General features: G+C 73.7%; 20 protein-coding genes. 6 read left to right on the top strand and 14 right to left on the bottom strand.

Annotated features, from left to right (window positions below; all coding sequences use genetic code 11):
• Positions 1 to 116: 116 nt before the first annotated feature.
• From G7072_RS20175 to rsmI, 3 genes are all read right to left on the bottom strand, one after another.
• Positions 117 to 1,268, bottom strand: a complete 1,152-nt coding sequence (locus G7072_RS20175) for a resuscitation-promoting factor (RefSeq protein ID WP_277343393.1) — start codon at positions 1,266 to 1,268, stop codon at positions 117 to 119.
• A gap of 247 nt (positions 1,269 to 1,515) precedes the next feature.
• Positions 1,516 to 2,406: a TatD family hydrolase gene (locus tag G7072_RS02500; protein WP_166084070.1), complete on the bottom strand. Its 891-nt coding sequence runs from the start codon at positions 2,404 to 2,406 to the stop codon at positions 1,516 to 1,518.
• Between the two features lie 2 nt (positions 2,407 to 2,408).
• Complete coding sequence (gene rsmI, locus G7072_RS02495; RefSeq protein ID WP_166084069.1) at positions 2,409 to 3,302, bottom strand: 16S rRNA (cytidine(1402)-2'-O)-methyltransferase; 894 nt, start codon at positions 3,300 to 3,302, stop codon at positions 2,409 to 2,411.
• A 77-nt stretch (positions 3,303 to 3,379) separates the two neighbouring features.
• Between rsmI and G7072_RS02490 the strand changes: the two genes are divergently transcribed.
• From G7072_RS02490 to G7072_RS02480, 3 genes are all read left to right on the top strand, one after another.
• Entirely contained in the window at positions 3,380 to 5,053 is a 1,674-nt protein-coding gene (locus tag G7072_RS02490; protein ID WP_240917113.1) for a phospholipid carrier-dependent glycosyltransferase, read from the top strand.
• A gap of 192 nt (positions 5,054 to 5,245) precedes the next feature.
• Positions 5,246 to 6,463 (top strand): acyltransferase, encoded by a 1,218-nt coding sequence (locus tag G7072_RS02485; RefSeq protein ID WP_166084068.1) that lies wholly within the window; start codon positions 5,246 to 5,248, stop codon positions 6,461 to 6,463.
• Between the two features lie 49 nt (positions 6,464 to 6,512).
• On the top strand, positions 6,513 to 6,974 hold the full coding sequence (locus G7072_RS02480; protein WP_166084067.1) for a TIGR03618 family F420-dependent PPOX class oxidoreductase: 462 nt from the start codon (positions 6,513 to 6,515) through the stop codon (positions 6,972 to 6,974).
• Here the strand turns inward: G7072_RS02480 and G7072_RS02475 are convergent.
• Both G7072_RS02475 and G7072_RS02470 read right to left on the bottom strand, forming a co-directional pair.
• A complete protein-coding gene (locus G7072_RS02475; RefSeq protein ID WP_166084066.1) occupies positions 6,971 to 9,109 on the bottom strand; it encodes a DEAD/DEAH box helicase in 2,139 nt (712 codons plus the stop codon). The two genes, G7072_RS02480 and G7072_RS02475, sit on opposite strands and share 4 nt — an antisense overlap.
• A gap of 237 nt (positions 9,110 to 9,346) precedes the next feature.
• Positions 9,347 to 10,582: an FUSC family protein gene (locus tag G7072_RS02470; RefSeq protein ID WP_166084065.1), complete on the bottom strand. Its 1,236-nt coding sequence runs from the start codon at positions 10,580 to 10,582 to the stop codon at positions 9,347 to 9,349.
• A gap of 180 nt (positions 10,583 to 10,762) precedes the next feature.
• On the opposite strand from G7072_RS02470, the gene G7072_RS02465 reads away from it, so the two are divergent.
• Positions 10,763 to 12,181, top strand: coding sequence for a glutamate decarboxylase (locus tag G7072_RS02465; protein WP_166084064.1), 1,419 nt, complete (start codon positions 10,763 to 10,765; stop codon positions 12,179 to 12,181).
• A 165-nt stretch (positions 12,182 to 12,346) separates the two neighbouring features.
• Positions 12,347 to 12,985, top strand: coding sequence for a maleylpyruvate isomerase family mycothiol-dependent enzyme (locus G7072_RS02460; protein WP_206063249.1), 639 nt, complete (start codon positions 12,347 to 12,349; stop codon positions 12,983 to 12,985).
• 28 nt (positions 12,986 to 13,013) lie between these two features.
• On the opposite strand, the gene G7072_RS02455 is transcribed toward G7072_RS02460, so the two are convergent.
• From G7072_RS02455 to G7072_RS02440, 4 genes are all read right to left on the bottom strand, one after another.
• Positions 13,014 to 14,093: an alpha/beta fold hydrolase gene (locus G7072_RS02455; protein WP_166084063.1), complete on the bottom strand. Its 1,080-nt coding sequence runs from the start codon at positions 14,091 to 14,093 to the stop codon at positions 13,014 to 13,016.
• A gap of 95 nt (positions 14,094 to 14,188) precedes the next feature.
• Positions 14,189 to 15,637, bottom strand: coding sequence for a DUF1338 family protein (locus tag G7072_RS02450; protein WP_166084062.1), 1,449 nt, complete (start codon positions 15,635 to 15,637; stop codon positions 14,189 to 14,191).
• 3 nt (positions 15,638 to 15,640) lie between these two features.
• Positions 15,641 to 17,173 carry an aldehyde dehydrogenase family protein gene (locus G7072_RS02445; protein ID WP_166084061.1) on the bottom strand — a complete coding sequence of 511 codons (1,533 nt, stop codon included), beginning with the start codon at positions 17,171 to 17,173 and terminating at the stop codon, positions 15,641 to 15,643.
• A gap of 39 nt (positions 17,174 to 17,212) precedes the next feature.
• Entirely contained in the window at positions 17,213 to 18,385 is a 1,173-nt protein-coding gene (locus tag G7072_RS02440) for an FAD-binding oxidoreductase (protein WP_240917112.1), read from the bottom strand.
• A 100-nt stretch (positions 18,386 to 18,485) separates the two neighbouring features.
• Between G7072_RS02440 and G7072_RS02435 the strand changes: the two genes are divergently transcribed.
• Complete coding sequence (locus G7072_RS02435; protein ID WP_166084060.1) at positions 18,486 to 19,451, top strand: LysR family transcriptional regulator; 966 nt, start codon at positions 18,486 to 18,488, stop codon at positions 19,449 to 19,451.
• Positions 19,452 to 19,472: 21 nt separating this feature from the next.
• Here the strand turns inward: G7072_RS02435 and G7072_RS02430 are convergent, their stop codons facing one another.
• From G7072_RS02430 to G7072_RS02410, 5 genes are all read right to left on the bottom strand, one after another.
• The gene (locus G7072_RS02430) at positions 19,473 to 20,333 is read right to left on the bottom strand and encodes an alpha/beta fold hydrolase (RefSeq protein WP_166084059.1); all 861 of its coding nucleotides are present in this window, start codon (positions 20,331 to 20,333) and stop codon (positions 19,473 to 19,475) included.
• 128 nt (positions 20,334 to 20,461) lie between these two features.
• Complete coding sequence (locus G7072_RS02425) at positions 20,462 to 21,412, bottom strand: pyridoxal-phosphate dependent enzyme (RefSeq protein WP_166084058.1); 951 nt, start codon at positions 21,410 to 21,412, stop codon at positions 20,462 to 20,464.
• 70 nt (positions 21,413 to 21,482) lie between these two features.
• Entirely contained in the window at positions 21,483 to 21,899 is a 417-nt protein-coding gene (locus G7072_RS02420) for a hypothetical protein (protein ID WP_166084057.1), read from the bottom strand.
• A gap of 48 nt (positions 21,900 to 21,947) precedes the next feature.
• The gene (gene lon, locus G7072_RS02415) at positions 21,948 to 24,299 is read right to left on the bottom strand and encodes an endopeptidase La (RefSeq protein WP_166084056.1); all 2,352 of its coding nucleotides are present in this window, start codon (positions 24,297 to 24,299) and stop codon (positions 21,948 to 21,950) included.
• A gap of 553 nt (positions 24,300 to 24,852) precedes the next feature.
• Positions 24,853 to 25,254: a MarR family transcriptional regulator gene (locus G7072_RS02410; protein ID WP_166084055.1), complete on the bottom strand. Its 402-nt coding sequence runs from the start codon at positions 25,252 to 25,254 to the stop codon at positions 24,853 to 24,855.
• Between the last annotated feature and the right edge of the window lie 73 nt (positions 25,255 to 25,327).

The following is a 25,327-nucleotide window of genomic DNA, read 5'->3' as shown; positions in this document are numbered from 1 at the left end:
AGGGCTCGAGCCTAGCGGCCGGACGTGCACCGGCCCCCGTCGCAGGACGGGGGCCGGTCCGCGCGGACGGTCTCAGTCGGTGCCCGGTCGGGTCACGAGCCGGGTCACCAGCTCGGTCACTGCGGCAGGCCGAGCTGCGCCGAGCAGTGCGGCCAGGCGCCGTAGCCGCCGCTGGCGTCGCGCAGGCGCGTCGCCACCGCGATCTGGGTCTCCCGGCTGTTCTCGCTCGGGAGGCCGGTGCCGCCGTAGGACTGCCACGTGCCGAGGTTGAACTGCAGGCCGCCGTAGTAGCCGTTGCCGGTGTTGATGGCCCAGTTGCCGCCGGACTCGCAGGCGGCCAGGGCGTCCCAGACGGTGTTGCCCGAGGCGAAGGCCTCGACCGCGGCCTCCTCCTTGGTGCCGACCTCGACGATGCGCGCCACGGGACGGTTGACGTCGCTGACGCTCACCAGCGAGCGGGAGCGCAGCTCGCCGTTGACCCAGCGGAGCCGGTACGTCGCGTCGCGGTCGCCACTGCGACCCGCGCGGACCACGCGCTCCTCGCCCTCGTAGAGCTCGTCGGTGGAGCGGGTCTGCGTCGGCACGGCGAGCGACTCGTTGCGCACGGTCCGCTCGATGTAGTTGACCTTGGTGACGCGGACCGTGTCGCCGTCGTCCAGCGTGGTGTTGGGGCGCGGGGAGACGAGGTCCCACCGGTCGACCGTGACGTCGCGGAGGTCCAGCGCCTGGCGGACGGTCGTGGCCGCCACCTCGACGCGGCGCGGCTTGGTGGCGCCGACGACGAGCTTGACGGTCTTGGGGGTGACCACGCGCAGGTTCATGCCGCTGCGGCTGATGGTCGCGCTGCGGCTCGAGGACAGCCGCGCGTCGGCGTACCGGACGCCGATCTGGTCGAGCGCGCTGGTGACGTCGGTCGCGGTGACCCAGTGGCGCGAGGTGTCGCCGTCGACGGTCAGGTCGACCGGACGGGCGAAGCGCACGGCGACGCGGGTGCCCTCGGTCACGGCGGTGTCCGGGCCCGGCGCGACGACGTCGCGCTCGCTGATCTCGACGCCCTCTGCGGCCAGCAGCTGGCCGACGGTCTCCGCGTCGGTGCTCACCTCGGAGGCGGTGCCGTCGATCGACAGGGTGACGGTGGTGCGCTCCATGGCCATCGCGGTGACGAGGCCGCCGACGAGGGCGAGGGTCACTGCTGTCACGAGGACCACGAGGGTGCGGCGACGCCGCAGGAAGGAGGTGGACGGGGTGGTGGAGGCGACTGAGGTCACGCGTCTCCCATGCTCGTGCTCCCCGGGCCGCGGCGCGGCACAGTCCTGGGTCCGGCGGACGTCGTCGTCCGGGCCGGGCGTGATGCTCTCCCACAGGCGTGCCGCCAGGAATCTCCCGCTCCCGGCTGGTCGGTCGACCGTAACCGGTGTCCGGGCCGTTGCCAAATCGTGATCGACCCGTTTGGTCCCGTTTGATGGGACTGAGTGCCTGTCCGTTTCAGGACTAACGACCTGACGGCCGAGAGGTCTAGCCCGATCCGGCCGCGGCCCAGGGCCCTCCGAAGGCCGCGAAGGTGTTGGCCTCGACCTGCGCGCAGAGGGTGGCCAGGTCGTCGCCGCGCTCCTCGGCCAGCCGACGCACCGTGAGCGGCACGAGGTAGGAGGCGTTGGCCCGCCCGCGGTGGGGGGTGGGGGTGAGGAAGGGCGCGTCGGTCTCCACCAGCAGCCGGTCCGCCGGTGTCACGCGGCACGCCTCGCGCAGGGCACCGGCGTTCTTGAAAGTCACGGTCCCGGCGAAGGAGAGCCAGAACCCACGCTCCAGGCAGGCACGCGCGAAGGTCGCGTCGCCGGAGAAGCAGTGCATCACAACGCGGGGCGGCGCGCCCTCGTCGTCGACCACCCGCAGCACGTCGTCGTGGGCGTCGCGGTCGTGGATGACCAGGGTCTTGCCCAGCTCGCTCGCGAGCCGGACGTGCCGGCGGAAGCTGTCCTCCTGGGCGGCCCGCCCGGGCGGCGGCGTCCGGAAGTGGTCGAGCCCGGTCTCCCCCACCGCCCGGACGTGGGGCGAGCGAGCGAGCGCCGCGATCTCCTCCCACGCCTCCTCCAGCCCACCGGACTCCGCCAACCTCGGCGCCTCGTTCGGGTGCAGCGCCACGCCCGCCACGACCCCCGGCAACCTCGAAGCCAGGTCCTCGGCCCAGCGCGCTCCCGCGAGGTCGCAGCCGATCTGCACGATGCGCGGCACCCCCACGGCCGCGGCCCGCGCCAGCGCCTCCTCCGGAGCGAGCTCCTCGGCCCCGTCCCAGGTGATGTCCAGGTGGCAGTGGTTGTCGACCACCGGGTGCGGCAGCGGCTCGGGCGCCGGCGGCCGGGTCGTGCGGTCGGGGGCGCGGTCGGGGGCGGGTACGGGGTCGGGCACGCTCACTCCTGCGTCGGGTCGGGGCGGTCGAGGTCGGGCCGGGACGGCCCGTGCGCGACGCGGTGGGCGGCGTCGTACACCTCACGGCGCGGCACTCCGGTGCTCTCCGCGACGGCGCGCACCGCCTCCTTGCGGGTGAGGCCGGTCTCCTCCTCGGACGCGACCCGGGCCCGCAGCGTGTCGTGGTCACCGGGGTCGACGTGCCCGACCGCCGGGCCGGTGCGGCCCGACACCACCAACGTCACCTCGCCGCGCACCCCGGCGGCCGCCCAGGTCGCCAGCTCGCCGAGCGGACCGCGTACGACCTCCTCGTGGGTCTTGGTCAGCTCGCGGCAGACCGCCGCCGGCCGGTCCGCCCCGAACGCCTCGGCCAGCGCGAGCAGCGACGCCTCGGTGCGGTGCGGGGACTCGAAGAGCACCAGGGTCCGCGGCTCCTGCGCCAGCTCGCGCAGCCGCCGGGCCCGCTCCCCGGCCTTGCGGGGAAGGAACCCCTCGAAGCAGAAGCGGTCCACCGGCAGGCCTGACACGGCCAGGGCGGTGAGCACGGCGCTCGGACCCGGCACCGACGTCACGCGGACGCCGGCCTCGACGGCGGCGGCGACGAGCCGGTAACCGGGGTCCGAGACCGACGGCATGCCGGCGTCGGTGACGAGCAGCACCCGACGTCCCGCGACGAGGTCCTCGACCAGGCCGGCGGTGCGGCCGGCCTCGTTGCCCTCGAAGTAGGAGACCACCCGGCCCGCGACCTCCACGCCCAGCTCGCCCGCCAGCCGCCGCAACCGGCGGGTGTCCTCGGCGGCGACCACGTCCGCGCCCGCCAGCTCGTCGCGCAACCTCGCCGAGGCGTCCTCGGGGCGACCGATCGGGGTCGCGGCCAGCACCAGGAGTCCGCTCACCGCCCCATGATGTCCGATCACGCCGCAGGCGCGCGCGGCGCCCGCCCGTCGGGTCGACGGACCGTAGGCTGGGCGTCGTGACCACGACGGCCGAGCGCAGCGACGCGGACGCCGTCGAGGGGCCGGTCCGCTCGCGGACCGCCGACGGGCGCACCGTGCCCGACGCTCTCACCCGGCTGCGCGGACGCCCGGACCCCGACCGGGCGATCGGCTGGGTCGTCACGCTGGCCGTCACCGCCCTCGCGGGCGTCCTGCGCTTCTGGCACCTCGGGAAGCCGCGCGACTTCCTCTTCGACGAGACCTACTACGCCAAGGACGGCTGGTCGCTGTGGCGCCACGGCTACGGCATCAGCTGGCCCGACGACGCCAACGGCGCGATCCTCGAGGGCCGGCTGCCCCCCGAGGCGACCCAGGGCGACCCCGCGATGGTCGTGCACCCCGAGGTCGGCAAGTGGCTGATCGGGGCGGGTGAGCAGGTCTTCGGCTTCGAGCCCCTCGGGTGGCGGTTCTTCAGCGCCGTCGTCGGCACCCTCATGGTGCTCGTGATGGTCCGGCTGGTCCGGCGGCTCACCGGGTCGACCCTGCTCGGCGGTGCGGCCGGTGTGCTGATGTGCTTCGACGGACTGCAGTTCACCCTGTCGCGGCTGGCCCTGCTCGACATCTACGTCGCGTTCTTCCTGCTCAGCGCCGTCTCCTGCCTCGTCGCCGACCGCGACTGGGGACGACGCCGCCTGGCCGACCTCGCCGAGCGCTCACCCCTCGGCCCCGGCGGGTGGGGACCCGTGCGCGGCCTCCTCTGGCGGCCGTGGCGGCTGGCCGCCGGGGTGCTCTTCGGCCTCGCCGTGGCCAGCAAGTGGAGCGCGCTGATCCCGTTGGCGGGCTTCGGGCTGCTCGTGCTCGCCTGGGACACCGGTGCCCGTCGGACGCTGGGCGTGCGCTGGGCGCTGCTCAAGACCTCCGTCGCCGACGGCCTGCTCGCCTTCGGCTACCTCGTCGTGGTCGCGCTGGTGGTCTACGTCGCCTCCTGGACCGGGTGGCTGATGCACGCCGACGAGATCGAGCGCCAGTTCGCCACCAACAGCTACGGGCCCTACTGGGGCGCCTACGTCACCGACGACCCCGTGGGCTTCTGGCCCTCCCTGGTCGACGCGCTGCGCAGCCTGTGGCACTACCACGGTGCGGTGCTGTCGTTCCACACCAACGGTCTGGTCGACGCCACGCACACCTACCAGTCCTCACCGCAGAGCTGGCTGATCATGCGGCGCCCAGTGGTGGTCGCCGCCGACCTCGACATCTCCCCCGGCGTCGAGGGGTGCACGGCTCCGACCGACAGCACCTGCCTGCGGGAGATCGTCATGCTGGGCACGCCGGCGCTGTGGTGGGGCGGGACCGTCGCGTGGGCCTACACGCTGTACGCCGCCCTGGCCCGCCGCGACTGGCGCTTCGGCTTCGCCCTCGTCGGCCTGCTGACCACCTGGGTGCCGTTCTTCCTCTACGCCGACCGGCCGATCTTCTCGTTCTACGCCGTCACCATCCTGCCCTTCACCATCGTGGTGCTCTCCCTCGTCCTGGGCCGCGTCCTGGGACCACCCGGCGCGAGCCCGCGTCGCCGTACGCTCGGCGCGGTGGCGGCCGGCTCCTTCGTGGTCCTCGTCGTGGTCAACTTCGCCTGGCTCTGGCCGGTGCTCACGCACGAGCTGATCTCCACCCCGGAGTGGCTCGACCGGATCTGGTTCCGCTCCTGGATCTGAGTCGGGCCGGCGTGACGGTCGCCACGTCCCCCGCCTGAGGCGCGCCCGCACAGCGTGAGCGCCCTCTCACTCAGGTGTCCGAACCGGACCTTCCGGACACCATGGAGAGGGGCAGGACCGCCCGTCACGGGGGATGAGCGGTCCTGCCCGCCCCCTGTCCCGCTCTGTTCCCTCAGACCGCCGAGGAGCTCCGTGCCTGCCGCCCCGCCCCCGACCGCTGCCGGCGCCCGCCTGGGGTGGGCCGACGCGGCCAAGGGCGTGTGCATCCTGCTCGTCGTCCTCCACCACGTGACCGTCAAGCACCTGCCCTCGGTCGCGCCGCCCGAGCTGGCCGGGGTCGTCGAGGGCTGGGCCGCGCTCACCGCGGCGCTCAAGCCGATCCGGATGCCGTTGTTCTTCCTGCTGTCGGGACTCTTCGCCGCCGGCGCCGTCCGCCGACCCTGGTCGCAGGTGCTGACCTCCCGCGTGCTCAACCCGTACTGGGTCTACGCGGTGTGGCTCGGGCTGCTCGCGGTCGTCTTCAGCGTCGAGCGCACCCTGGTCATGAACCGCACCCAGGGCCTCGGCGACCTCGTGGCCGACCTCGCCTTCGCCTCCACGGGCGTGTGGTTCCTCTACGCGCTGGCGGTCTACTTCGTGCTGGCCAAGCTGCTGCTGCCGCTCGACGTTCGTCCCGTCGTGGCGGCCTCCGCCCTGCTCGCCGTGTCGGTCTCGGCCCTGCCGATGGCCGACGCCAACCGCGAGGCGGTGCTGGTCCACTTCGTCTACTTCCTGCTGGGTGCCCGGCTTCCGGAGCTCGTGCGACTGCTGGCCGACCGGCGCCGACCCGCCACCCCCCTCCTGCTCGGCGGGTACGTCGTCGCCGCGTCCGTCCTCGCCCGGCTGGGGACCCCGCTCAGCGTGGAGGTGACCACCCTCAGCGTGCTCGGGGTGCCGCTCGCCGTCCGGGCCGCCCGCGCCCTCACGGAGCTGCCCCGGCTGGGGACGGCGGCGGCACGCCTGGGCCGGCGCACGCTGCCGGTCTACGTGCTGCACATGCCGGTGCTCGCCGTGGTGCACCACCTGCCGGGTCCGGAGCAGGTGCTGGCCCGGGTCGGGACGCACCTGTCGTGGGCGGCACCGGTCGTGGTCGCGGCCTACCCGCTGCTGCTGACGGCCGCCGTGACCGTCACCAGCCTCGCGCTGCACCGCGCGCTCCTCGCGGCCGGGCTGGACGGGCTGTTCGCGCTCCCGGCGTCGCTGCGGACGGAGCCGGAGACCCTGCGCCGCGCCGCAGTGCGGGCACGGGCCGAGGTGCGGTCGTTCGGGCGGCCGGGTGCCCTGGCGGGACGCTGGACGGTCCGACCGGACTCCCGGCTCACCGCGGACCCGCCGTCGCACGGCGTGACCCGCGTGCTGGCCATCCGCTGAGCACGCGCGTCGCCCGTCCCCCAGGGGGGGGTCGGGCAGGATGGGCGCCATGAGCTCCTGGCGCCCCGGCTGGTCCGACCTGCCCGGTGACCTCGCGGCCTTCTGGACCGAGCGGCACCTCTGCACGTTGACGACCCTGCGACCCGACGGGTCCCCGCACGTCGTCCCCGTGGGGGTCGCGCTCGACCCCGAGGAGGAGTGCGCCTGGATCATCACCTCCCGCACCTCGCGCAAGGTGCGCAACGTGCAGCTCACCGCCGGGCTGGCGGCCTGCCAGGTCGACGGGCGGCGCTGGTCGACCCTGGAGGGTGAGGGCCGGGTGCTGACCGACCGGGCGTCGGTCGCCCGGGCCGAGGAGCGCTACGCCTCCCGCTACCGGGTGCCGCGGCCCAACCGGGAGCGGGTGGCGATCCGGGTGAGCGTCGACCGCTTCCTGCACTCGTCCGGGCTCGTGGCCTCGGTCGACCCGACGCCGGGAGCGGCGGGCGGGTCCACCCCCGGGACGTCCTAGCGGTCCTCGAGCGCCTCGGTGAGGAGCGCGACGAGGGCCTCGAGCTGGACGTCGGTGGAGGACCCGACCTCCTCGTCGGAGCCGTCGAGCGCCCGGGCGGCGAGCCCGGCCTTGCTGTCGATCAGCTCGGCGATCTTCGTGTCGATGGTCTGCGAGGCGATGACGCGCCACGCCGTGACCGGCTCGGCCTGACCGATCCGGTGCACCCGGTCGATCGCCTGGGTCTGCTCGGCGTCGGTCCACGACAGCTCGGCCAGCACGACGTTGGAGGCGACCTGGAGGTTCAGTCCCACGCCGGCCGCGCTCAGCGAGCAGACGACCACCGCGACGTCGCGGTCGTTGACGAAGGCGTCGATGTTGCGCTGACGGGTCGGCCGGGTCTGGTCGCCGCGGATCGAGGCGTACGTGATCCCGCGCTTGGCGAAGAGCTCCTCGGCGGTGTCCATGACGTCGATGTGCTTGGCGAAGAACACCACCTTGCCGACGTTGCGGGCGAGCTGGGCGGCGTAGTCGGCGGCGAGGCCGGCCTTGGCCTGGCCGATGCGCCGCACCATCGAGAAGACGTTCTCGCCGTCGGTGCTCGAGGCCTTGTCGGAGAGCTCCCAGCCGGCGACCTGGCGGACCAGGTCGAGGTCGATGCCCTCGGTGCGCCGGCCGCTGATGCGGTTCTCCAGGGCGGTCTCGTAGCGACGTACCAGGCGCCGGGCGAGCTCGCGCTCGGCCTGGCGGATGGAGCGCCCGACGGCGTCGTCGAGCTCCACCGGCAGGTCGGCGATGCGCCGGGCCGGGATGTCCTTGGCCACGTCGATCTTGCGACGCCGCACCACGCCGAGGCCGATGACGCCGGAGCGCGCCGCCGGGTAGAACCCGGGGTCGAGCGGGGTCAGCTCGGTCTCCTCGAGCGCCTCCATCAGGGCCCGCTGCGGCGCCTTCTCGTCGATCCAGCCCAGGAACTGCCAGATGTTGCGGAAGTCCTCGATGTCGTTGATCAGCGGGGTGCCGGTCAGCGCCATCATCAGCGGGCGCGCCGTGCGCTCGCGGATCCGGTCGGCCAGCTGCAGCACGTGCTGGGAGCGCTGCGAGGTCTTGTTCTTGATGAAGTGGGCCTCGTCGACGACCATCCCGCGGAAGCCGAAGTCCGCGAGCCAGCCGACGTGGCGGTCGAGCACCTCGTAGTTGACCACCACGATGTCGGCGAACCCGTCGACGTTCTCGCCGTCGCCGTGGATCACGGTGACCGGGTGACGCGGGGTCCACAGCGCCGCCTCGCGGGCCCAGTTGGTCTTGACGACGTTCGGCACCACGCACAGCAGCGGGTAGGCACGGGCGGCCTGGGCGGCCAGCAGCGCCTGGGCGGTCTTGCCCAGGCCCGGCTCGTCGGCGAGCAGGAAGGTGCGGTGACCGTCCTCGGCGGCAGCCACGACCTGGGCCTGGTGGGGCATCAGCTCCAGACCGGGCGGGGTGCGGATGGGACGCGGCTCGGGGAGGTCCATGCAGGAGCTCGCGCCGCCCTGCTCGAAGGCGCGCAGCAGCGGGCCGATCAGCTCCCAGCTGCCGAGGCGGCGGGCGCGGGCGGGGCGCCGCTCCTCCGCCATGGTGAAGTCGGGAGGCAGGAACGGGTTGGCGAGCTGACGGGCCGCGACCGACTGCGGCACGACCCGGCGCTCGGTCAGCGGGACACCCTCGACACGCTCGGCGGCGGGCTCGGCCTCCGGGGGCGGTTCCACCCCGGTGGCCATCACCATCTCGCGACGCAGCCGCTTCGCGGCGTCGGAGACGGCGGCGTCCTCGGCCAGCAGCGCCAGCAGGGACGTGTCGCGGGCGGCGGTCTTCGCCAGGATCGTGGCGATCCCGTCGAGCCGCTTCATCTGGGCGGTGCGGTAGGTCTCGGAGGCCTCCGTGTCGGCCTTGACCCGGGTCCGCTCCTCACGGGCCAGCAGGGCGATGACCTGGAACTTCGTGCGCAGCGACTGGGTCGTCGGCCCGCGCTGCACCCCGGCCTCGACCTCGCGCACGGCGCGGGCGAGCACCGGCAGGATGCCCTCGTTGTCCAGCTTGCGGGCAGGGCGTTGGCGCTGCTGCTGCCGCGTCGCGGTGCGGGTGGCACCGGACTGACGCTGACCTCGTCGAGCCAAGAACAGCTCCTCGTGGATGCCCCGGAAAGCCCGGAGCGCTCGGACCGTGCGCCCCCCCGGGTCGGGACCGGGGCGCCGTACGGCGTCGGACACGGTGGCCACCGGTGACCACCGACCACGCGACACGGCCATGACCGCGGCGTCGCGCCGACCGACCCCGGGACCGCCCTGGGAAGGACGGTGACCGCCGTCCGCTGACAGGTGTCGAGGCGGGCGTCGGGGTCGTTCGCCTCCAGCCTACCGCGAGCCGGAGCCCGACGCCGACGGGGCGTCCAACCCGGCGCGGTCCTCGTTCGTCAGCCCGTCGGCCGGCACGCTGCCGACGGCCGTGCCGTCGCGCCGCAGCACGGGCGCGGGCAGGCGCACCGGCAGCGGCGGCTGGCCCAGGGGGTTGGCCGCGGCCACCTCGTCCATGGTGTCCACGACGTTGCGCAGGTTGAACAGCAGCGCGCCGTACTCCGGCCAGAGCAGCGGCAGGGGGTCGAGCTGCTCGAGGTCGCGGGCGAGGTCGTCGATGCGGCCGCGCACGTCGACCAGGGCCTCGCTGTCGGCGTCCTGGACGGCCCGACCGGCCTCCTCCAGCAGCCGGAGCCAGCCGTCGCGGAACGTCTCGTGCCACTCCTCGCCGCGCTCCAGGGACCGGCCCAGGGTGCGGGCCATGCTGCGCTGCTCGGCCACTGCCTGCTCCATGCGGTGCAGCAGCGAGAACCACTGCTGGGGCTGGCGGACCTGCCGGGCCGAGCGGCGCGGGTTCATGCGGGCGCTCTCCTGCGCCTGCCGCACCAGCGACCAGGCGTTGTCGAGGTCGCCGTCGAGCGCGCGGGTCTCCTCGACCCACTCCGCGACCGTCTCCTGCTGGAGCGGGGTCCCGGGGTGGCGACGGAGGTCGTCGTGGACTCGGGTCAGCAGCCGCCCGATGCGGTCGTCGACCTTGTCGATCGCGGTGACCGCCGTCCGCCGTCGCAGCGGCGGCCAGACCACGGCGTTGACGAGCAGGCCGACGCCGATGCCGATGCCGGTGTCCAGCAGCCGGGACACCAGCATGCTGTCGTTCTGCGAGAACCCGGTGGTCAGCACGACCAGGGCGGTGGCGGCGATCGTCGTCTCCTGGTCCTCGAACCACGTCACGGCCCCGATGACGAGCCCGACCACCAGCGCGACCGCCACCGAGACGGTGTCGAGCCCGAGGGCACCGCCGACGGCCCAGGCGAGCACGACCCCGAGGCCCGTCGCCGCGACCTGGCGGGCGCCCTGGGAGAACGTGCGGTAGACGGTGGCGTGCACGACGAGCAGGGCGGCCCACGGCGCGAGGAAGGGCTGCGGCAGGTCGAGCACGCTCGTGGCGACCACCCAGGCGATGACGGCCGCGGCGACGGTCTTGAACAGCTGGACCGTGTCGTTCCAGAAGATGGGGTCGTTGGAGCGGCGGCGCAGGCCGGCGCGCACGTCGTGCAGTGAGGGGGGGCGCTTCACCTGGGGAGCCTGCCCCCGCCGGTCGGTGTTGGAACTGACCACGCCCGTGGTTTCCCCCGCCCTCGGATCCGGCCGGGCCAAAGCACGGGTGCGAGGGCCCGGCATGGGGTAGGCCTGAGGAGTCGGCCGATCGCCGACCGGCCCGGGAGGGTCGCCGTACCACCCGGGAGGCACCCACCGATGCCGAAGTACTCCTCCAGCCGCGACCTCCAGGACGGTATCGACGTCCGTCCGCAGTTCAGCCGGGACGGTGCCGTCGTCGACATCCCCCGTCGCCGGATGGCCGAGCAGTCCGTCGACCCGGAGACGGCCTACAACGTGATCGTCGACGAGCTGATGCTGGACGGCCACGCCCGGCTCAACGTCGCGACCTTCGGCACGACCTGGATGGAGCCGCAGGCCGAGAAGCTGATGGCCGAGGCGGCGGACAAGAACCTCGTCGACCGCGACGAGTACCCCCAGACCGCGCAGCTCGAGGACCGCTGCCTCGACATCATCGCCGACTTCTGGAACGCCCCCGAGCCCGACAACCCCATCGGCTGCTCCACCATCGGGTCCTCGGAGGGCTGCATGCTGGCCGGCATGGCGCTGAAGTGGCGCTGGCGCGACCGCATGAAGGAGGCCGGGAAGCCCACCGACCGCCCGAACCTCGTCGTCGGCGCGAACGTGCAGGTGTGCTGGCACAAGTTCTGCCGCTACTGGGACGTCGAGCCGAAGGAGGTGCCGATCCGCAAGGGCGAGACGACCATGCACCCCGAGGACGTCGCGGCCGCCTGCGACGAGAACACCATCGGCGTCATCGGCATCCTGGGCTCCACCTTCGACGGAGCGTACGAGGACATCGCCGGGATGGCCAAGGAGCTCGACCGGCTCGAGATCGAGAAGGGCATCTACGTGCCCATCCACGTCGACGCCGCGTCGGGCGGGCTGTTCGCCCCCTTCGTCGACCCGGAGCTGGTCTGGGACTTCCGCCTCGAGCGGGTCCAGTCGATCAACGCCTCGGGCCACAAGTACGGCCTGGTCTACCCCGGTGTCGGCTGGGTGCTGTGGCGCAACGAGGAGGCCCGTCCGGAGGACCTGGTCTTCCGCGTCGACTACCTGGGCGGCGACCACCCGACGATGTCGCTGAACTTCACCAAGCCGGGCTCCGGCGTGGTCGCGCAGTACTACCAGTTCGTGCGCCTGGGCTACGACGGCTTCAAGCGCGTGCACCAGCACAGCCGCGACATCGCCCAGATGATGGCGCAGGCCATCGGCGACATGGAGGAGTTCGAGCTGATCGCCGACGCCAGCGACCTGCCGGTGATCGCCTTCTGCTTCAACGGCGCGAACACCAAGTCCGGCAAGCCGCGCAAGGACTCCTACGCCGCCAACGTGCAGTACACCCTCAACGACGTCGCGGACTGGATGAAGCAGGGCGGCTGGGCGGTGCCCGCCTACCACTTCTGCGCCGACCGCGAGGAGCTGGAGATCATCCGCATCGTCGTCCGCAACGCCTTCAGCCGCGACCTCGCCGAGATGTTCCTCATGGAGCTCGGCCGGGCCGTCGGGCGCTGCGACGGGACCGGGGAGGACCCGGGCCGGGCGTTCCGCCACTGATCCCTGCTCCGGCCGGTCTGCCGGTTTCCCAAGGTATGTCGGCATCCTGGCACTCCCCATGGCGTCCGGAGCATGGGGAGTGCCAGCCTGCCGTGGGGAGTGCGCCGGTCATCGATCCGGACCGGGCGATGCTGTTCCACGGCGTGCGTGGGTGACGATGGGACCATGACGTCGTCGATGGAGCTGGCCGAGGCCGAGCGCCGGGACCTCCTCGTCCTGGCCGAGTCGCTGACCCCCGAGCAGTGGGCGGCGCCGTCGCTGTGCACCGGATGGTCGGTGCAGGACGTGGTCACCCACGTCGTGTCCTACGAGGACCTGCCGCGCACCGAGATGGCCAAGCTCACCGTGCAGGCACGCGGCAACCCGGCGCGGCTCAACGACCTCGTCGTGGAGCGCACCTCCGGGACGACCGAGGAGCTCCTCGAGAGGCTGCGTCGCGCGCTGGTCCCGACCGGGCTGACGGCGCAGTTCAACGGCCGGATCGCGCTGACCGACGGCCTGATCCACCGCCAGGACGTACGGCGACCGCTCGGCCTGGGCACCGACGTCCCGCACGACCGGCTCGCCTCCGCGCTGACCTTCGCGATGGTGGCCCCGCCGATCCGGGGAGCGGTGCGCACGCGCTTCCTCCGCCTGCAGGCCATCGACCTCGACTGGACCTTCGGGCGCGGGCTGGTCGTGACCGGGCCGGGCGAGGCGCTGCTGATGGCCGCCACCGGCCGGCCGGCCGCCCTCGACGAGCTCGACGGCCCCGGGCTCGCCCTGCTCCGCGGGCGCCTCGAACGCCCGGCGTCGCGCCCCTGAGGCCGGGGCCCTGAGCCCCGCTGACCCCTCAGACCTCCGCCTCGAGGAGCTCGCGGAGGTGCGCGTCGACCGCGTCGAGGTAGGTCTGCTCGAAGCCGAAGAGCCCGAAGTGACCGGCGATGCTGGGCAGCACGCGCAGCTCGGCGCCCGGGGTCAGCTGCTGCTCGGCCTCGCAGTCGCGCGGCGGGAAGAACATGTCGGAGTCGATCGGCATCACGAAGGTCTTCGCCGACACCCGCCCGAGCGCCGCGGCCAGGTCGCCGCCGGCGTTGCGGGCGACGTCACCGCGCTGCCACTTCCAGCCCATGGTCAGCAGCGCGTTGGGGTCCATGAGGCCGAAGAGCAGCCGCGTGAAGTTCTGCTGGAACTCCTCGAAGGTGCTCCAGCCGAGTCCCTCGACCACCGGCGGCAGGTCCTTCCAGAACCCCGACTTCCAGAAGTCGGTGGTCAGGCCCATGACGGCCCAGATGTCGGCGTGGCGCCGCAGGCCGTCGGCGACGTCGGCGTGGCTGGTGTAGCGCCCGCCCGCCCAGGCCGGGTCGGAGGTGATCGCGTCCATCAGGGTCTGGGTGAACAGGAAGTCGTGCGGCGTGTTCTGCGCCGTGCCCGCGATCGGGGCCGCGCGCTGCACCTTGTCGGGGAAGCGGACGGCCCACTCCCACGTCTGCTGGGCGCCCATCGAGCCGCCCACCACGAGCGCCAGCCGCTCCACGCCGTACTTCTCGCGCAGCAGCTGCTCCTGGGCGCGGACGTCGTCGCCGATGCGGACGTGCGGGAAGCGCTCCATCGCGATCGACGCGTCGCCGGTGGTGTGCGGCGAGGTCGAGAGCCCGTTGCCGATCTGGTTGACGACCACGATGAAGTACTTCTCCGGGTCGAGCGCGCGCCCCGGGCCGATGTAGACCTGCCACCAGGTGGCGTGGGTGCCGGAGAACCAGGTCGGGACCAGGATCGCGTTGTCCTTGGCCTTGTTGAGCTCGCCGTACGTCGCGACCGCCAGCTCCAGCTCCTCGATCACCCCGCCCTCCTCGAGCTCGAAGCGGCCCAGCGGGACCGTCACGTACGGCCCCTGCATCTCGGCGGTGTAGAACGAGTTCTCCAGCGGCATGGTCGGCTCCTCGGGGTTCGGTGACGTGACCGTCGTCACGCTAGACCGCAACCCCGTGCGGGGCCACGGCCGGTCGCGCGGGCTGAGAACGCCGGTCAGCGCAACGAGGCGAGGGCGGTCCGCAAGGAGGCGTCCGACTCGGCGGCGTAGACCTCCTCGGGCACGGCGACCTCGGCCCCCACCACGTCGGACATCCACGTCAGGTCACGCACGGCACCCCCCTGCTCGGCGCCGGAGCCGCCGTCGGCCCCGGCCGCGCTGCCGGTGCCGGTGCCGGTCAGGTTCGAGGCGAAGATGCCGGCCGCCGAGCGCGGCAGGAAGTCCTCGTAGACGATCGGCTCGAGGCGCAGCACGCCCGTCCTGACCAGCGCCTCGGTCCGACCGTCGCTCAGCGCACGACGTTGGGCGTCGTCGGGTCGCGCGCGGGCCGCCTCGTCCACGGCGTAGCCGAAGCAGCCGAGCCCCTCGCGCCACAGCCCCTCCTCGGTCGCGGGCAGCCCGTCGCGCCAGACGGCGGGAGCGACCTCGGCGCGGGTGAGGCCCGGGTCGCCGGCCAGCCGTCGGTCGACCTCGCCGACGAGCTCGTCGAAGCGGCCCCGGCCCGCGACCGTCAGCGCGATCCCCCGCGCCTCGACCTCGCCGAACCGCACCCGCAGGGTGCCCTCGGTGAGCGCGCCGTCGGCCTCGCGGAAGGTACGTCGCTCCGCGAGCGCCCGGAACGACGTCTGCCGCAGCAGCACGTCGGGCCCCTCCCACGCCGGGGGGCCCTGGATCTCGTCGATCATGGCGATCCCCCGCGCCCGCATCGAGGCGTAGAGGTCGTCGATGTCCAGCACGCGCGGGGTGAGGTGGTTGACGTGCGTCGTCGTCACACCGCCGATGTCGGCCGCGACCGCCGAGACCGCCTCGAGCTCGGCGTACCAGGCGCGGTCGACCGGGTCGTGCGAGAGCGCGAAGGAGGCGGTCGCGAGGTCGAGGAACACCTCGGCGTCGCTCTCGGACAGCCCGTCGGCGTCGACGGCACGGTCGGCCAGCCGGAGCAGCTCGGGGGCAAACAGTTGTCTCCCTGACAAGAACGTGTGCAGCCGCTCCTCGAGGTCGGCGTCGAAGAAGCGCCGGTCCTCCGGCACGAGCATGGAGGTGAAGACCCGGAAGGGGTTCGCCGCCAGCTCGTCGCGGTCCAGCGGCCGGAAGGCGGTCGAGACCACCGGGATGGCCGAGGGAGCGGCGTCGCGCAGGTCGTAGAACCCGCACGGGTGCATGCCGAGCGCCCGGAACACCCGCGCCACCTCGGCGAGCTCGCGGCGCGAGCCGACCCGGATGGCACCGTGCCGCTCCGCGGTCACCCGGTCGATGCTCCCCAGCCGCTCGGCCGCAGCCCCGTGGCGGTCGAGCACGCGCTGGTTCACCTCGTGGGCGACCTCGACGAGCGTGGTGTAGGCCGGGACCTCCGCGCCGTACAGCCGCGACAGGCGGGCGGCGAAGCGCGCCCGCAGCGCGGTGGTGCCGACCGTGGTGCCGGTGGTTCCCGTGGTCGCGGTCATCGCTCAGACCGTGAAGTCGACGCCCTGGGCCAGCGGCAGCTCGCCCGAGTAGTTGACCGTGTTCGTCGCCCGGCGCATGTAGGCGCGCCACGCGTCCGAGCCGGACTCCCGGCCGCCGCCGGTCTCCTTCTCGCCCCCGAAGGCGCCACCGATCTCGGCCCCGGAGGTGCCGATGTTGACGTTGACGATGCCGCAGTCGGACCCCTCGGGCGACAGGAAGCGCTCGGCCTCGGCGTTGTCGGAGGTGAAGATGCTCGACGACAGGCCCTGCGGCACGTCGTTGTTGAGCGCGATCGCCTCGTCGAGGTCGCCGTAGGGCAGCACGTAGAGGAGCGGCGCGAAGGTCTCCTGGCGCACGACCTCGCTCTGGCGGTCGGTGCGGACGATCGCGGGCCGGGCGTAGAACGCCTCGGGCGCCTCGTCGGCCAGCGCGCGGCCGCCGCCGGCGACGACCTTGCCGCCCTCGTCCGCGGCCTGCTCGAGCGAGCGCTCCATGGCTTCGTAGGCGCCGCGGTGGATCATCGGTCCCACGAGCGTGCCCGCGGCCATCGGGTTGCCGATCGGCAGCCGCTCGTACGCCGAGGCCAGCCGGTCGGTGAGCTCGTCGACCACGCTGGTGTGGGCGATGACGCGACGCATCGTCGTGCAGCGCTGCCCGGCGGTGCCGGCGGCGGAGAACACCACGCCGCGCACCGTCAGGTCGAGGTCCGCGCTGGGGGCGACGACAGCGGCGTTGTTGCCGCCGAGCTCGAGCAGCGAGCGGCCGAAGCGGTCGGCGACGCGCGGTCCGACGGCGCGGCCCATCCGGGTGGAGCCGGTGGCGCTGAGCAGCGCGACGCCGTCGTGGTCGACCAGCCGCTCCCCCACCTCGGCGGCACCCAGCACGACCTGGCTGAGGTCGGCAGGTGCACCGCACTCGGCGATCGCACGGGCCAGCACCGCCTGGCAGGCCAGGGCCGTCAGCGGCGTCAGCTCCGAGGGCTTCCAGACCACCGGGTCGCCGCAGACGAGCGCGATGGCGGTGTTCCACGACCAGACCGCGACCGGGAAGTTGAAGGCGCTGATGACGCCGACCACGCCGAGCGGGTGCCAGGTCTCCATGAGGCGGTGCCCGGGACGCTCCGAGGGCATCGTCCGGCCGTAGAGCTGGCGCGACAGCCCGACGGCGAAGTCGCAGATGTCGATCATCTCCTGCACCTCGCCGCGGGCCTCGGAGGTGATCTTCCCGGCCTCGAGGCTCACCAGCGCGGCGAGGTCGTCCTTGTGCACGGCGAGCAGCTCGCCGAAGCGCTTGACCAGGGCCCCGCGCTCGGGCGCCGGCACGCGGCGCCACTGCAGGTACGCCGCGTGGGCCCGCCCGACCGCGTCGTCGACCGCCGAGGCGTCGACCCAGCCGACGTCGACCAGCCGCTCGCCGTTGATCGGCGAGTGGTCGACCCGGTCACCGGTGAGGGCGGCGGTGTCGACGCCGCAGCGACCGGCGTGCTCGACGGCGAGGCGCTGGAGGTCGGCGCCGGAGGGGATCTGCGAGGACATGGAGGCTCCTGGACGAGGGGGAGGAGGGGGACGAGGTGACTAGACGATGTTGAGCTCGGGACGGAGGGCCGCCGGGTCGGCGGAGGCGGAGAAGCGGGTGGCGCTGAGGGCCGACACGTCGACCACCGGGTCCCGGCCAAGGTAGAGGTCGCGCACGACCTCGCCGACGGCCGGGCCCATGAGGAAGCCGTGGCCGGAGAAGCCGGTGGCGTAGAGGAACCGCGAGACGCCCTCGGCCTCGCCGATGAGCCCGTTGTGGTCCGGGGTCATCTCGTAGAGCCCGGCCCAGCCCGACGCGATCCCGACGTCGGCCAGCCCGGGGGTGCGGCGCTCGATGACCTCCGCCAGCCCGGGCAGCCACTCCTCGCCGCGGCCGAGCTTGAAGCCCGGGGTCTCGTCGGGGTCGGACATCCCGAGCAGCAGGCCCTGGCCCTCGTGGTGGAAGTAGAACGAGGAGGCGAAGTCGATGGTGAACGGCGTGCGCGGGTCGACACCCGGGACCGGCTCGGTGACGAGGATCTGGCGGCGCAGCGGGGTCACCGGCAGGTCCACGCCGACCGACGCGGCCAGGTCGCGCGACCAGGCTCCGGCCGCGCACACGACCGTGTCGGTGGCGACCACGCCGTGCTCGGTGCGGACCCCGGTGACCACGCCTCCCTCGGACAGCACCTCGAGGGCGGCGCAGCGGCGTACGAGGCAGGCGCCGGCGGCGCGCGCCGCGCGGGCGTAGCCGGCGACGACGCTCTCGGGCGTGCAGTGCCCGTCGGTCGGGGACCACGCCGCCGCGAGCAGCCCGGTCGGGTCGATCATCGGCGACAGCGCCCGGGCCTCGGCGACGTCGATCATGCGGCTCGGGACGCCGAGGTCGTTCTGGAGCGCGACGTTCGCCTCGAAGGCGGCCACGTGCTCCTCGTCGTCGAGGAGGAAGAGGTAGCCGACCTGGTGCAGGTCGATGTCCTGGCCGAAGGTCTCGGCGAAGGTCTCGAAGGTCCGCAGGCTCCGGGCGCCGAGCTCGACGTTCACCGCGTCCGAGAACTGCGCACGGACGCCGCCGGCGGCCTTGCAGGTGGAGCCGCAGCCCAGCTCGTCCTTCTCGAGCAGGACCACGTCGCGCACGCCGGCCCGGGCCAGGTGGTAGGCGGTGCTCAGGCCGACGACCCCGCCGCCGACGACGACGACGGAGGCGCGTGAGGGCAAGGCGGCAGGCGGCACCCCCTCACCCTCTCCCGCGACCAACGTGCAGCACAAGCGACGATCTGGCCGTGCAATGGTTTAGGTTTCGTGAACTGTCACGCGACGCGAGAGGTGCCTGATGTCCCCCGTGGTGCACGGTCCCCGGCTCAACCTCACCCAGGTCACGACCCTGCGCGAGCTCACCCGCCGCGGCACGCTGGCCGCCGCGGCCGACCACCTCGGCTACACCCCAGGCGCGGTCTCGCAGCACCTCGCGTCCCTCGAGGCCGCCCTGGGGGTCAACCTGGTGCAGCGGGCCGGGCGCCACCTGGTGCTGACCGACGCGGGCCGGGTCATGGCCGACCACGCCGAGGGGCTGCTGGCGGCCGAGGCCCGCGCGGTCAGCGCCACCCGGGCGGCGCGCGAGCAGGTCGCGGGCCCACTGGTCGTCGGCACGTGGGGCAGCACCGCGGCCGGCCTGCTGGCGCCGGTGGTGGCCCGGCTGGGCGAGGCGTTCCCCGACGTCGTGGTGACCTCCCGGGAGGTCGACCTCGACGCGGTCTCGGTCGCCGTCCGGCACGGGGAGGTCGACGTCGCCTTCGGGCTCGACTACGTCGACGCCCCCATCCCCCGCGACCGGGGCGTCGCGCGCACGCTGCTGGAGCCCGAGGAGTTCGCCGTGGCGGTGGCGACTGGGTCGCTGCCTCCCGGCTCGCGCGGCGGCCGACGGCGTACGGCGACGCCGGAGCTGCTGCGCGACCTCGACTGGATCCTGCCGCCCGAGGGCACGCAGTACGGCCGTGCCCTGCGCTCGGGGCTGCGTCGGCGTGACGTCGAGCCCCGGGTCGTCCACGAGGTCACCGACACGGCCGCCTCGTTGCAGCTCGCCGCGGCCGGGCTCGGCGCGACGCTCACCACCCCGCTGATGCTGCGGCTCGGCACCCGGAGCGCCGACGACCTGACGACGCTGCGGATGGCCGACCCGGTCACGCGACGGATCGTGCTGCTGGCGCGGCGCGACGTGGAGCAGCGCCAGCCGGTCCGGGTCTTCGTCGAGGAGGCGCGCACCGTCGTGGACCGGCTGCTGGCCGCCCTGACGTGGTGACCGCGCCGGCCGCGGCGCGGCTCAGGGGACGAAGCGGGCGATGAAGTCCAGCGAGGTCTGCGCGACCTCGCGCCAGCCGGAGTCGATGGTGAGCGAGTGGCCGCGCCCGGGCATGTCGTGCAGCTCGGTGACGTTATCGGTGTTCTTCCGCTGCTTCTTGTAGCCACCGTGGGCCATCGCGGGGGGCACCTGGTGGTCGTGCTCCCCGGAGATGATGAGCATCGGGCCCCGGTCGGCCCGCTTCGTGTCGACCTTCAGCTCGGTGGCGGGGTTCATGTTGGCGAACGCCGCCTGGAACACCGGGGTGCCCGAGCCGGGCACGTGGTGCTGCTCGAAGAGCGTCCGCGCCTCGTCCTCGGGGACCGCGTTGGCGAAGCCGTAACGGAACTGCTCCCAGGTCAGCGTCACGGCCCGCGAGCGGTTGGTGGGCTTGGCGAGCACCGCCGACGACGACCGGAGCGCGGCCATCGGCAGCGCGAGGACGCCGCGCGAGGGCGCGGGGTCGATGGCGACGGTGACAGCGCTGAGCCCGCGACCGGCGAGCATCTGCACCAGGAGCCCGCCGAAGGAGTGGCCGATGGTCGCCGGCTTCCGGTCGAGACCCTCGACGACGGCCTGCAGGTGGTCCGCCACGGCCCCGATGCCGGTGCCCGCGAAGACGTCGGGGTTCGCGTGGGCCTCGGCGACGGACCCGGGGTCGCCGGGCCAGCCGGGGGTCACCACGGCGTAGCCGGCCTCGGTGAAGAAGTCGACCCAGCGGTCCCAGCTCGTGCTGAGCAGCCACAGCCCGTGGACGAGCACCACCGGATGCCGGCCGGACTCGTTCGCCCGCGCGACGCTCTCCTGCTCCTGCTCGGTGGGTCCGGTGCCGACGGCCGCCATGTCGTGTCCTCCCCGCTCCACGGTCGGGGTCTCCCCCGCCGCGGGCCGTTCCAGGCCGTCGACGTTACGCTCCCCGGCTCCCGCTGGGAACGGCTGACGTCGTACGTCGGGCGGGTGCGTCGACGCGCTCAGGACCAGTCGGTGGCACCGAGGTGGCCGAAGAGCCCCGGCAGCCCGCCGCTGTGCAGCAGCACCGTGCGACGACCCGCCACGACGACGCCCTCACGGACGCCCGCCACGAGCCCGGCGGCGGCCCGGCCGGTGTAGACCGGGTCGAGCACGATCCCCTCGGTGCGGGCGACCAGCTCCATCGCTGCGCGGACCTCGGCCGACAGCACGCCGTACCCCTCGCCGACGAGGTCGCGGCGCAGCCGCAGGTCCGCCGACGCCACCGGCGTGCCGAGGCCGGCGAGCAGCTGCGCCACGCGGTCCCCGGGATCGGGCACCGCGCCGGTGTCGACGCCGAGCACGCGGTCCACCCCGAGGGCGTGGACCAACCCGGCCATGGTGCCGCCGGAGCCGACGGCGGCCACGACCAGGGACGTGTCCGGAGCCTGGCCCAGGATCTCGTGCCCTGCCTCGGCGTAGGCCCCGGCGCCGGCGACGTTCGAGCCGCCGTAGGGCACGACGTACGTCGGGGTGCCGGCCGACCTCAGCCGGGCCGCCTCCTGCTCCACCACGGCGTCGAGGTCGGCCAGCGAGGTGGCGCCGGCCCACACCAGGCGGGCGCCGAGCAGCTCGTCGAGCAGCAGGTTGCCGGTGCTGCGCTCCGGTGGCTCCGGTGGCTCGCCGGCGAGGACGAGCGTGACCTCGAGACCCAGCCGGGCGCCGGCCGCCGCCGTGAGCCGGGCGTGGTTGCTCTGGGCCGCCCCGCTCGTCACCACCGCCGTCGCGCCCTGGGCGAGCGCCTCGGCGAGCGTCGCCTCCAGCTTGCGGACCTTGTTGCCCCCGCCCCCGAGCCCGACGAGGTCGTCGCGCTTGACCCACAGGTCGTCCGGCGCGAGGCCCAGGGCCGTGGCCAGCCGGGGAGCCGGCTCCAGCGGGGTGGGCCAGGTGGCGAGGGTCAGGCGCTCCGTCATGCGCCCGACCCTAGGTCCCGACGACGCGGGGACGAGGGGCCGTGCGCGTCCCACGGTCCCCTGGCTCGGCTCAGCAGCCGGCGAGCGCCCCGACCGGCACCTGACCCCCGCCGCCCGACTGGGGGCTGGAGAGGCTGAAGGCGAGGGTCCAGGCGCTGCCGCGCCCGCTGCGCACGGTGCCCGCCGCGCTCTCCCCGCCGAAGACGCGACCGCTGCTCCACGCCTGGTCGGTGGCGGTGCCGTTGCGCGTCACCACCACGCGCGCCTTCACCCAGTCGCTGCGGTCGTCGTCCACGTTGCGCACGCGCGCCTTGACGCGCCACGCCGCGCCGTCCGCGGTCGCGACCTTGCAGGCCTGCAGGCGGCCCCCCTCGTTCGTCGCGAGACTGCTCCACGCAGCCTGCGCCGGCGCCGCGGTGAGACCACCGACGCCGAGAGCCAGGGCCGTGACGGCGGCAGCGCGGGCGAGAGAGCGGGACGACGTCATGGCGGACTCCTGCGTGCGAGGGGACGGGCTGGGCGGGTCGTCCTCACCCTAGGCGGCGACCACCCCGGCCGGAGCCGAACCGGGCTCCAGCGCCCGAGCCACCACGTCGCGCACGTCGCGCACCAGGTGCACCGTCACCGCGTCGAGCACCTCGGCGGGAACGTCGTCGAGGTCCGGCTCGTTGCGGGCCGGGAGGAAGACCTCGGTGAGGCCGGCACGCTGGGCCGCGAGCAGCTTCTGCTTCACGCCGCCGATGGGCAGGACCCGCCCGGTCAGGGACACCTCACCGGTCATGCCGACCTCGCCGCGGACGTTGCGACCGGTCGCCAGCGACACCAGGGCCGTCGTCATGGTCACGCCGGCCGAGGGCCCGTCCTTCGGGACCGCCCCGGCGGGCACGTGCACGTGGACCGGACCGGACAGCCGGGCCAGCGCCGCGTCGTCGAGACCCAGCTCGCCCGCGTGCGACCGCACGTAGGTCAGCGCAATGTGGGCGGACTCCTTCATGACGTCGCCCAGCTGACCGGTCAGGTGGAGCCGGCCGGTCGTGCCCGGCTCGGCGGGCAGGTCGGACGCCTCGATGTAGAGCACGTCGCCGCCGAGACCGGTGACGGCCAGGCCCGTGGCCACGCCGGGCACCGAGGTGCGCTCGTGCGCCTCCGGCGTGAAGCGGGGCCGGCCCACCAGGTCCCGCAGCGCCGCCCGGTCGACCACCACGGGAGCGGTCGTACCGGACGCGAGACGCGTGGCGACCTTGCGGAAGGCCTTGGCCACGAGCCGCTCGAGCTGGCGGACGCCGGCCTCACGGGTGTGGTCGCTCGCGAGCTCGCGCAGGGCGTCGTCGGTGACGCTGACCTCGTCGTCGGTCAGGGCCGCGCGCTCGCGCTGCCGCGGCACGAGGAAGTCGCGCGCAATGGCGACCTTGTCGTCCTCGGTGTAGCCGTCGATGCTCACCAGCTCCATGCGGTCCAGCAGGGCCGGCGGGATGGTCTCCAGCACGTTGGCGGTCGCGATGAACAGCACGTCGCTGAGGTCGAGGTCGAGCTCGAGATAGTGGTCGCGGAACGTGTGGTTCTGCGCCGGGTCGAGCACCTCGAGCAGCGCCGCGGCCGGGTCGCCGCGGTAGTCCGAGCCGACCTTGTCGACCTCGTCGAGCAGCACGACCGGGTTCATCGACCCGGCCTCCTTGACGGCCCGCACGATGCGACCCGGCAGCGCGCCGACGTACGTCCGCCGGTGGCCGCGGATCTCGGCCTCGTCGCGGACGCCGCCGAGGGCGACACGCACGAACCTGCGTCCGAGCGCGCGGGCGACGGACTCGCCCAGCGAGGTCTTGCCGACCCCGGGCGGCCCCGCCAGCAGCACGACGGCGCCCGACCCGCGCCCGCCGACCACCTCGAGCCCGCGCTCGGCGCGGCGGGCGCGCACGGCGAGGTGCTCGACGATCCGGTCCTTGACGTCGTCGAGGCCGTGGTGGTCGGCGTCAAGGACGGCACGCGCGGCCGTGACGTCGGTGGCGTCGTCGGTGCGGACGCTCCACGGCAGGTCGAGCACGGTGTCCAGCCAGGTGCGGAGGTACGACGTCTCGGGGCTCTGGTCGCTGGCCCGCTCGAGGCGGTCGACCTCGCGGAGCATCGCGGCGCGGACGTCGTCGGGCACGTCGGCCGCCTCGACCCGGGCGCGGTAGTCGTCGGCGCCGTCGGGCTCGCCCTCGCCGAGCTCCTTGCGGATCGCGGCGAGCTGCTGACGCAGCAGGAACTCGCGCTGGCTCGCGTCGACGCTCTCGCGCACGTCCTCGCTGATCTTCTCGTTGACCTCGAGCTCGGCCACGTAGTCCTGGGTCCACCCGACGAGCAGCTCCAGGCGCCGCTCGACCGAGGGGGTCTCGAGCAGCTCGCGCTTGCGGTCCACCGAGAGGTACGGCGCGTAGCCGGCGGTGTCCGCGATGACGGACGGGTCGGTCAGCGAGGTGAAGGAGTCGACGATCTGCCAGGCCTCACGGCGCTGGAGCACGGCGACGACGAGCTTCTTGTACTCGTCGGCCAGCTCCTGCGCACGCGGGGACGGGTCCTCGTCCTCGACCGGGGTCGCCTCGACCCAGAGCGCCGCGCCGGGGCCTGCCACGCCCGTGCCGATGCGCGCGCGGCCGCCGGCGCGCAGGACGGCCGCCGCAGAGCCGCCGCGAGAGCGGCCGACCTTCTCGATCGTCGCGCGGACGCCGTACGACGCGTAGCGGTCCACCAGGCGTGGCGCCACGAGCAGCTCGTCACCGCCCTCGCTGCGCGCGGCGTCGACCGCGGCCTGCGCCGCCTCGTCGAGCTCGATGGGGACGACCATGCCGGGCAGCAGCACGCCGTCGGAGAGGAACAGCACCGGGAGGCGCCGTGGGTCCTGAGCCATGTCTTCACCTCGTGTCCTTGACAGGTGAAGGCTCAACCTTCGCGTGGCGGGCCCGATTCCTGCCCCGGCCCGTGTTCGCCCAGGGCGGACGCCGTGCCGGGGCGAGGTGCCGGGCGACGTGCCACGGCGCCCGCCGCCACTCCGCCCGGGGGAACGCAGAAGGCCCGCAGCCGTGGCTGCGGGCCCTGCCGGTGGTGGAGCTGAGGGGATTCGAACCCCTGACCTTCTCAGATGGACGGGGCCTTCACGGCCGTCCTCCGATCTCGATCAGTCTCGACCGAACCCGCTTTATCTGACGCTCTGCCACGGATCAATCCGTTACCGAGGTCACACGCTACCCGATGGTCTCGGAGAGGCTCGGACGACTTCGCGCGGTCTTTGTGCTGACTTTCCGCTGAGTCGCCGCAGTACGCACAGTCGGCGTTGTCCCCTCCATGCCGCTGCCGACAGCTCAGAAGCCTCGTCGGCGGTCCGGGCCTCGCGAACGTGGGGAGAGGGACTGCGCCGGAGCAGGAGGCCGAATCCCCAGGCCGGCAACGGGTGGTCGTGGCAGTCAGGCGAGTTCCCTGATGAGATCCGTGATGTGGCGAAGCAGTGGGACCGCGATGCCCCGCTCCTCGGCGCTGAGGGATCGCCATGCGGTCGAAAGTCGACCTGCGACTACGTCGCGCTTTGCGGCCAGGAGCTGCTCGCCGCGTTCGGTGAGTGTGAGCACTCGCCGCCGCCGATCGTCCTCGGCCGGGATGCGACGCAGCAGCCCGGCGACTTCCAGTGCGGCCGCCTGCTGGGTCACCGTCGGTTGGCTCAGCAGCGTGTACGCCGAGATGGCACCGATGCCCTCGCGGCCGCACGCCTGCACAGCATCGAGCAGCACCAGCTGCGGCACCGTGATGTCGTCGAAAAGCGGCTGCAGTCGGCCCCGGGTCCGCCGTGCGACCGCGAGCAGTGCCAGCACTGCATCAGCGAACTGCGCTCCGTCGCCGGTCGCCGTCCGGTTCGGGCCATCGTCACTCCCGGCCCCTCCGCCA

Source organism: Nocardioides sp. HDW12B (assembly GCF_011299595.1).
In the GTDB taxonomy this organism is placed as follows: domain Bacteria; phylum Actinomycetota; class Actinomycetes; order Propionibacteriales; family Nocardioidaceae; genus Marmoricola_A.
Note: the sequence above shows the minus strand (reverse complement) of the source record. Positions and strands in the feature narration are given on the sequence as shown.